Origin of the sequence: Marinobacter halodurans, from assembly GCF_004327985.1 — a bacterium.
GTDB lineage: Bacteria > Pseudomonadota > Gammaproteobacteria > Pseudomonadales > Oleiphilaceae > Marinobacter_A > Marinobacter_A halodurans.
The window spans coordinates 1-8,772 of sequence record NZ_SJDL01000066.1 but is presented as its reverse complement, the minus strand read 5'-3'; the positions used below and the strand labels follow the sequence as shown (position 1 = coordinate 8,772).

General features: G+C 46.2%; 9 protein-coding genes and 1 pseudogene. 9 read left to right on the top strand and 1 reads right to left on the bottom strand.

Annotated elements, in window-relative coordinates:
* The 4 genes from EZI54_RS24920 to EZI54_RS22655 all read left to right on the top strand — a co-directional run.
* Positions 1-1,163 (top strand): hypothetical protein (locus EZI54_RS24920; RefSeq protein ID WP_207389318.1); only part of this gene is annotated, 1,163 nt, incomplete at its 5' end.
* Between the two features lie 2 nt (positions 1,164-1,165).
* Positions 1,166-1,549, top strand: coding sequence for a hypothetical protein (locus EZI54_RS22665; protein ID WP_131484146.1), 384 nt, complete (start codon positions 1,166-1,168; stop codon positions 1,547-1,549).
* A gap of 269 nt (positions 1,550-1,818) precedes the next feature.
* Positions 1,819-2,241, top strand: coding sequence for a hypothetical protein (locus tag EZI54_RS22660; protein ID WP_131484145.1), 423 nt, complete (start codon positions 1,819-1,821; stop codon positions 2,239-2,241).
* 66 nt (positions 2,242-2,307) lie between these two features.
* Complete coding sequence (locus EZI54_RS22655; protein WP_131484144.1) at positions 2,308-2,646, top strand: hypothetical protein; 339 nt, start codon at positions 2,308-2,310, stop codon at positions 2,644-2,646.
* 467 nt (positions 2,647-3,113) lie between these two features.
* On the opposite strand, the pseudogene EZI54_RS22650 reads toward EZI54_RS22655, so the two are convergent.
* A pseudogene (locus EZI54_RS22650) lies at positions 3,114-3,848 on the bottom strand (transposase); the annotation flags it as partial.
* 1,000 nt (positions 3,849-4,848) lie between these two features.
* Between EZI54_RS22650 and EZI54_RS22640 the strand changes: the two are divergent.
* The 5 genes from EZI54_RS22640 to EZI54_RS22620 all read left to right on the top strand — a co-directional run bounded on the left by EZI54_RS22640 (position 4,849) and on the right by EZI54_RS22620 (position 8,610).
* Positions 4,849-5,277, top strand: coding sequence for a DUF6896 domain-containing protein (locus EZI54_RS22640; protein WP_131484142.1), 429 nt, complete (start codon positions 4,849-4,851; stop codon positions 5,275-5,277).
* A 333-nt stretch (positions 5,278-5,610) separates the two neighbouring features.
* The gene (locus EZI54_RS22635; protein ID WP_165495850.1) at positions 5,611-6,195 is read left to right on the top strand and encodes an outer membrane beta-barrel protein; all 585 of its coding nucleotides are present in this window, start codon (positions 5,611-5,613) and stop codon (positions 6,193-6,195) included.
* Between the two features lie 425 nt (positions 6,196-6,620).
* The gene (locus EZI54_RS22630; RefSeq protein ID WP_131484140.1) at positions 6,621-6,974 is read left to right on the top strand and encodes a hypothetical protein; all 354 of its coding nucleotides are present in this window, start codon (positions 6,621-6,623) and stop codon (positions 6,972-6,974) included.
* Positions 6,975-7,372: 398 nt separating this feature from the next.
* On the top strand, positions 7,373-7,990 hold the full coding sequence (locus tag EZI54_RS22625; protein WP_131484139.1) for a hypothetical protein: 618 nt from the start codon (positions 7,373-7,375) through the stop codon (positions 7,988-7,990).
* Positions 7,991-8,370: 380 nt separating this feature from the next.
* Positions 8,371-8,610: a hypothetical protein gene (locus EZI54_RS22620; protein WP_131484138.1), complete on the top strand. Its 240-nt coding sequence runs from the start codon at positions 8,371-8,373 to the stop codon at positions 8,608-8,610.
* Positions 8,611-8,772: the final 162 nt, after the last annotated feature.

The following is an 8,772-nucleotide window of genomic DNA, read 5'->3' as shown; positions in this document are numbered from 1 at the left end:
GGGGGGGGGGTGTTGGAGGGAGTGGGGGGGGGTGTTTGTGGGGGGGGTTGAAGAAAAGTCAGGGTGGGCTGGATGGCACGAAGGTTGCCGACCAAGTCGGTTCGGCAAAGGTCGACCACCGTGAGCTATTCCGTGCGGTTCCAGGTACCAATGCACTCGGTGCGGCCATTGCCGTTGGTCAGGTGGCGTATGACAGCGCCCGCAGCACGGCTGAGATCGCTGCGACAGGGCTGACGGGAGTGGATTACAGCAACAGTGACGTAAAACTGGTGCAACAGGCTGTTGATTGGGTTGCCAGTAGCCTGAAAGGCGGGGAAAACCTCGTGGAATGGGCAGTCACTGGGGAATGCTCCGACTGTGGTTCGTTGATGGCGACGGAAACGGCGAACACCCCGGAAGTTGCAGCGACGACGAAACCCGCGGCTACGGCCATTCCATTGGCGAAAGAGGCCGAAACGGCGGATTGGCTCAAAAAACTGACACAATTGCGGGCCAGCATGGCAGCGAGTGGTGCGTCCAGTTCGTACCTGTCCGGTCTGGATCAGCAGATTGACGAGGAATTGTCCAGCCTCCAGCAGATGACGGGCAAGCCGCTGGCCCTGGATCACGGTCGACTGGTCAATCCCGCCATTGGTGATCGAGAGCGGCACCTGGTCAGCGGCACGTCCGTTACGCCGGTGGCCATGCCGATGCCCTCCAGTACCGGTGGCAGTGAGATGGTGGACTCGGGCTTGGGGCTCTTGACGAGGCCGGCGGAGGAAGGGAAAGCGTGGTCTACGGTGTCTGGGGATCGTTCGGATGAGGTAAACCTTGGTCTGTATATGATGGAGCAGGGGGGCGATGACGCAAAAGGGATTCCCGAGAAGGGCTACCATAACGAAGTTTACGCTCCCAAACCTGTAAAGCTTCAGGATGCTGTCGATAAGTGGGAGGAATTTCTAGGTCCAGGCCCTCATACAAACTTGCATCCACGAACCGGTTTACCTGATGCTGACAGGATCGTATCCGCTGATGGAAAGCGAAGTATTCGCTACGGAAATCATGAGATGGCAGGTAAGCCAACAAAACATCATTATCATGAAGAAACATGGACTCAAGATAACATCAATAACGTTATGAATGTTGATAACACCGTCATTCGTGTACCACTACCGAAGAAGTAAGTATGCAAATTAAAATAAAAAACATTGAGCGCCATTTAGGCGAAGAAAAAGTAGAATTTTATTCATGCATAGGTTCCGGTGCTGGCATCTGGGTTGGTGAAAGTCCCACGCTAGGTCAGTGTATCGATATCGAGTTTGATATAGAGGATGATTTTAAATGGGGTGAGAATATAACTACAGCAGATAATCAAAAATCCATGATTTCTGTTGAGAAAGACTGTCTTCGTTTTGTGGCTCAAGTTGTCTCCTATGAAAACGATGGTTGCCTTACCTTAAAGCTTGGAGGAACAATATTGTTTTTAGACTTGGACAATGCACCAATGGACTTAAAAGGCTGGATTGTAGGTGAGGCGCAATCTGTAAAGTTGTATCCAACAAATTTATAGATGGTGTCTAAGAGATCCGGTGTTGCGCCTGAAAAAAACCGGGACACGGATGTATCTCTCGGGCTTTCCTGCGCATATGGTCCAACGTGGTCACTTTTAAATCCAACCAGGAACATTCATGAAAAAAATGTCAGCTTCTATTATGGCCATGTTCTTTGCGCAGAAAGGGGACAGATTTATTTTTGGCTGTATTCCAACAATAAAGTAACAGCATAAAGAAAATAAATCTGTCCCCTTTTTTCTTAGGGTTAGGTGTTTGAGTTGTTTTTATGAAAGAAATTAAATTAATAATATTATTCCTAATTTTTGTGATGATGGCCGCCTGCGCGTCTAACTCCAAAGACGATGAGTCCTACTCTGCCTGCTATTCGGAATACACTCGCATTGGCGAAGAGAGGCTCGTTAAAAATAGAGTTTATACGGATATGTTACTTGGGGTGATAGGTAAAATACAATTGAAAAGGGGTGTCAGTTTTAATGAGGCCGTTTCTGTTTACAAGAGGTTCGATGGCAATGCAGAAACGAGAGCAATAGACAGGAAGATTTCAGAAATCGATGAAAAGTCACGTGAGTTTAATGAGTTGGTGGAGTCTGGCTCTGATTTATATGCCTGCGAGCAAAGGCTTGAGTTGGAGCAGGAAAGATACATGCTTGGTATTTTGAAGTTCGATGCTATAGGTAGGTCCTTTTAATATAGCATTCTCGTTTTAATATTGTTTGTTAATAAATTATTTAGTATACCTACAGGTAGAGAGTAAATGAAAAAATACTGCGCATACATTTCGATTTCAATTTTTCTTGTTGGATGCAGTGCAGGCCCAACGATCCCAACGGATCCCTATGAGGATGATTTGACACAACGATGTGTCTCAAATCTTCCTGACGAATTCCAGGAGGATCCGGATAAGAAGACCGACTGTAGAATGTCGGCTATTTTCAACGTGAGTCTAGCGGCCAGAATTTATGAAACGATGGCAGAAGAGCATAAATCAGAGTGTGAGCAGGAATACGCGGAACCGAAGAAAGCAGACGCGTGTTACAGGGAGAAGCAGAAAAATTTCTTTGACGACTGGATGAGCCATCTCCATTCTTCTTGAATTTAAAGTGCAATCGGTTTTTTGGATCAATTTAAATAATTGATCTGAAATACACTTCCTTCATACAGGAACGAACCGGCGCTATATCCATTTTTATTGTTGATAGAATCAAGTTTAACTGTATATCTGAAATTCAGTATTGCGTCGATAGAATGCGGCGCAGGTTAAGTTGTTATTATTCAAAGGACAGTTGTTTATGAAAAACAGGATTTTCTTTCTTTCGGCGTTATTGTTTCTTTCTGGCTGCGCCGGCTCACCGTATACCTATTACGTTAAGCCAACGAGGCTGTAGAAAAACCCATTTCCGAGTTGTTCCCCACAGCCTATTCCGTTGTTTTCTTGTTCACCCGCCGTTGGCGGATCCGTTGTTCTTTTGACCGGCGATAACCACTTAGCCTTAGTGCTTGCCGCTGTATCCGCTGTCGTGCGTTCAGCGGCGCTCCGTTCGCGGGGCTACCAGCCCCTGATCAGGCTGCCATTTGTCCGTAATTGGCCAACTTCTCGATATTATGAATCAGGCAGTAGAGTTGCCACTGGCCCTGCACTTTCCGCTTGCCTCTCAGACTGAAGCGGTTCAGCCGCTTGGTGCTGCCGATGTTGCCAAACACCGGTTCCACCACCGACATCCGGTGGCTGTAAATTTCTTTGCCTTGGGGACTATCCACCCGATGCTTCATCCAGTCGGTGTAGTTCGGTAGGCGCTTGGTCTCTATCGTGAACGAGACCTGCCTTCCCGAGCCTTTGCGATGATCGGCAGACGCCGGATTCTGCATACACCGGTGCTTCTTCGGGCAGTGCCGACATTGCAGCAAACGACCTTCGAAGTGCACCCGGTTTTTGCCATTCTCGGCCTCGCGTGTGCCCTGGTAACTGATGGCGTTACCCGCAGGGCAGATGCACGTCAGGTTCACCGGATCGAACTGGAACTCACTGGCGGGGATGGTGTTCTTCCAGCCCGTGTTGGGCCGATTCTGGTGGCGTTTGCCGTACTTGGCTTTCTGCTGCTGGAACTTCGGATCGCGGCTGCGGAACTTGTTGTCCGGGATATAGCCGTTGATCCCGCGTTCGTGCAGGTACCGCATGTTGGCTTCATTGGCGAAGCCGGTGTCGGCGGTGACGACCGTTCCGTTTTGGTAGATGCTTTCGGCAATACCCAGCCTCCGGTAGCGGGCTTCGACCTGTTCCAGAACCGGTTGCAGCGTGGGTCAAGGAAGGGGTCAGGTGGTGAAATGCTAATTGATTTGGTGTCAATTGACAATTCAACACCTGACCCCTTCTCACAGGTGGCGTATGACAGCGCCCGCAGCACGGCTGAGATCGCTGCGACGGGGCTGACGGGAGTGGATTACAGCAACAGTGACGGAAAGCTGGTGCAACAGGCGGCTGATTGGGTCGCCAATGGCCTGAAAGGCGGGGAAAACCTCGTGGAATGGGCGGTCACTGGCGAGTGCACCCATTGTGGCCCTCTGATGGCGACGGAATCGGCGGGCACCCCTGCAGTTGCAGCGACGACGAAACCCGCGGCTATGGCCATTCCATTGGGGAAAGAGGCCGAAACGGCGGATTGGCTCAAAAAACTGACACAATTGCGGGCCAGCATGGCAGCGAGTGGTGCGTCCAGTTCGTACCTGTCCGGTCTGGATCAGCAGATTGACGAGGAGCTGTCCAGCCTCCAGCAGATGACGGGCAAGCCGCTGGCCCTGGATCACGGTCGGCTGGTCAATCCCGCCATTGGTGATCGAGAACGCCAGTTGGCGAACGGCACGTCCGTTACGCCGGTGGCCAGGCCGATGGCGCCCAGCACCGGCGGCAGTGAGGTGGTGGACTCGGGCTTGGGGCTGTTGACGAGGCCGGCGGAGGAAGGGAAAGCTTGGTCTACGGTGTCTGAGGATCGTTCGGACCAAGTCATCCTTGGCCCGTATTTGATGGAGCAGGGGGGCGGTGTTGCGGAAAAGGTGGATTCTAACGATCTAATTCCAACTCAGCCACTGACTAAGTCAAGAAAGCAAATGAAGCGATTGAGCAATGAGATTGATGAAGCAGGGGAAATCACTGAATCTCTAAAGTATGTTGAGCGAGATGGGAAGAAATATTTAGTTGACGGTCACCATAGACATGCATTAGCTCGACAAAAAGGTATTGACCAAGTTCCCGCTGAAAAAGTCGAGTTGCCATATAAAGGCTACAAAACGGAGGCAGATCTTGAATACTCACAATATTAACTCAAAAAATGTTGAGCCGTTAGTTCGCCTCATTAAGCTATATGTGGATACTATATTTTTGTTTTCTAGCAAGCTCTCTCATTTCTATAAATTAGATCAATTGACTGATTGGCGATCACAAGGTATTCCGATTCAGGGTGCTTTCGATGATGGTTGGTCATACGCTTTTCACGGCACAGGTTGCAGTATTACTTCTCCTGATGTGGAAGTTGATTTTGAGTTTGATGTAAATTGCGAAGTTGGTGGGTTCGATGTTTGGCGTTTGTGGTCTTTTGTTTGTGATAATGAAGAAATGCGCATCAAATTTTCGGAGTTTTCTGATAAAAAGCATCTTCAAAAAGTTTTCGATGTGGCAGTAGAAAACCATTTTTTAAAAAAACATGGAGGGTTATACCGTTTGGCTGAATAGCTGGGGCTAGTTCAGATCCACATTAATGAAGAAAATGTGTATCGGCCCCTTGGGTTTGTAACCGTCAAATATAATGGTTTATGGTATTGCCCGGCTACAGGGATGCCTCTCTTATCACAGCACGTAAGCAGCCTCAGGTTGATTGTGTCGAAATGTAATTATTTATAATTATCGTGCTGTAGCTATAGATTAATGCAGCGGTCTCCATTATATTTTCGGTCGCATTTTTGCTAATGGCCTGCTCGTTATTTTCTGTTGCTTTTGGTGCTCAGTGCTTAACGAGTTGCTCGGGCCCTATCGAAACATTTACATTACCTTATGAATAGACATGATATGAGAAACAAATTGCTTATTGCTGGCGCGTTGTGTGTATTTGCGGCAAATGTCTCCGCTGACTCCGGGTTTTCAATAGATATTCTGGCGGGAAATGCTTATCAGAAAACAGAAATTCAAGACCTTTCCTTCTCAGGAAGCAGTCTCTCACTTGGTGTGAGAACGGCATATGCTTTTAACGACTATTTGGCGGCGGAACTTTCCTATATCCATTATGGGGAAGTGAAAGGCAGCTATCATTTTGACGGCGATGAATATAAAGAAAATATAGAGAGCTCCTCTATTAACTTGGGTCTTAAAGGTAGTTTTCCTATCCAGAATGGCTTTTCCGCGGTGGGACGTTTGGGTGTTTCAAGGTGGGACTACAATGTTAAGGAGACCTATAGCTTCTCCCCGGGAGAGACTTTGAAGTTCGGGGACGAAGGCATTGACCTTTATTATGGGCTTGGTGCTGAATACCGTGCAAGCAACAGTATGCGTATTGCCTTGGAATATACCTACCTCTCGATGGGCGCTGAGCTTAATAATGTCGACTTCGATCATACGGTGGGCAACTTGGCACTTAGCTTAGGATATACGTTCTAGCTTGGTTTTCTCATGAGATGGCGCGGGGGCAGCTCTTGCCTTTTGAAATAATTGGGGTCAGATCCACATTAATGAAGAAAAAGTGTATCTGCCCCCAATTATTGTGTGAGGATCGGCGCGACCCTTTATAGCAAAGAGCTTGTGCTAGTTAGAAGCGTAATGAAATTTTACTAAGCTGTTGTATTTCGACGTATATATCAGTTTTTGTTGCAAAAAATCTGCCATTCAAACGATTTAGTAACTGAATATTGTAATTAAACCTTCAAAATAAGACCTGTGCAGATTGCCTCTTCTAGTAATGTTAGATGCGCTGTGAGTTCGTTTTTAATATGGTTTTGGGCTATTCGGATTCAGTTAATATCGGTGCTTTCATCGTGACGATTGTGCGGCATAATGATAAAAATTTTATAGTTAGAGGTTGGTATATGAATAAGCTGTTGTCTTTGAGCTTGTGTTCCGTTTTTATTACTGGGTGTAGTTCAAGTCCCAAGATATCAATGGAGCCCTATGAAAATAATATTTATGAAAGATGTATTTCGACTCTTCCTCAGAAAATGCAGGCAGATCCTGAAGAAAAAAAAGACTGTAAGCTGGATGCTATATTCGCAGTCGATCTAGCGAATGAAATTTATAGCCAGATTGCCAGTGAGCAACGGCTTGAATGTAGAGATAGTTTTTCAGATGAAGCTGAGGCAGATGCATGTTATTTGGATAAACAAAGAATGTTTTTTGATAATTGGATGAAGAGTGCTCCTGTTTTTAGGATGTCTAAAAAATAATTCAAATGACGGGCGGCATTATTAGCGAGCGTGAGCGAAGGGTTAGGTGTTGGAATGCTAATTGATAGCGTTAGATGACTCCGCGGTTATAATTTTCAACAGTAGTCCTTTTGGCTTCTTGGTCTAGCACCAATTGACAATTAAACACCTGGCCCAATGGGTCTTCATGCCTGCTGTATAATTATATAAATTAATGGCTGAATCTGTTGCGCGTTGAGCATAGACTTGAATGCTCTAGGCTTGGTTCAATAAATAATAGTTCTGCTTGTGATTTTGTGTTGACTGCTAAGGTTGGTGATTTTATGTCTTTATGATCTAAAGATAATGATGTGATTTTGGATTTTAAATATTTGCTCTGACTTTTAATGTATTAAAGAATCTGATTTATTGGAAATATAATGAAAAGAATTCTATTGATCATACCTATAGCACTTTCCTTGGTGGCATGTTCGGCACAGAAGCTTTCTGATGGGGCTTTAGGAACAACAGCCGTCCATCAGGGAATGCAGGAGGAATTAAGAATTAGCGACAATTTAGTGCTGCCTCATTACCTTCCAAAAGCAGCGGCTTTATCTAAAGAGGTTATTGAGATCGATGAGCCTAAAGGAAAGAGAGTCATGTATTTGGCTCCAAGGCTTGTCCCATATTATATCGCGGTTCAAACAATGGGTGATTTTGATTCGGAAGATCAGTCTGTAGTATCCGAGGCAACATCATTCGCAGAGGCGAATATTATTCGCTTAAGGCATAAAGGAATAAATGACACTCTTCTCTTGAATAATGCTATTACTTACAAATTTAGTGACACGGAAGTGGCTTATCAAAGGGTGATCAGGCAGGATAATAATAAGGTTCTTCATATCTATATTTTTAGCCTTGATCACAAACTTATATTTGTGCAGTCTTGGTCTGACTATGTAAAGAAAAACGAGGGATATAAGAAGCAGTTTGATACCTTTGTATACCGTCTGATCCAGAATCTGGAGAGTCAGGTGTCAATAAATGACGATGTGTAGTGTAGGTGATGAAAAATATATTTAGTTCATCAGGGCTATGATAATCGGCTCGAAGTAAGTGTTGAGTTGCATCCCGTTTTGCCATTTTGTTCTAGCTGACTCAGGTCCTCTGTGAAGAAGCAAAGGTTCTCGAACTTGGGAGTCCAAAGGCTAGTTTGTTTATTTTTAAATCCAATTAGGAATTTTCATGAAAAAAAATCTCAACGTCTATTTTTGCCATGTTGTTTGTGCTAATGACGACCGGATGCGCCATAAATATACAAGGGGTCACGCCAGAGCCCGCGGCGGAAAGTGTCAGCGTATCTACCCAGAACTCAACTGATGGCTCACTCTTAATCAATCAGATAAACGGAACGAGCCTGGCCGACGTCACGCGGTTGATGAGATTCAAGCTGCTCTATCCGTCCACCGTGTGTATGCAGCCTGGAACATACAATATATTGGTGCGCCATGAAGGCGGGCGATATAGACCCATCGAATCGCTTCTCCAGGTCACGCTGGCTCCTGAGCATGATTATTTGATCAAGAACACGATCAAGGACAATAAGATGTTTTTCCGGGTCGAAGAGTCGGATACCGGCAAGCGTGTGGCGGGCTGGAAAGTTCCTGAAGGCGTTTAGGAGGGGAAAAGGGGCTGGTGCATCAATGCTAATTGGTCGCCCCTGCAAAAACGCCGTTTTCAGACAGCCAACCATTCATCGGTCTCGGTCGGCCCATCCAGCAAGGCCGGAATTGACCATAAAATAGTCAATATCAAGCGCCAATACCGCTGATTCTCGCAA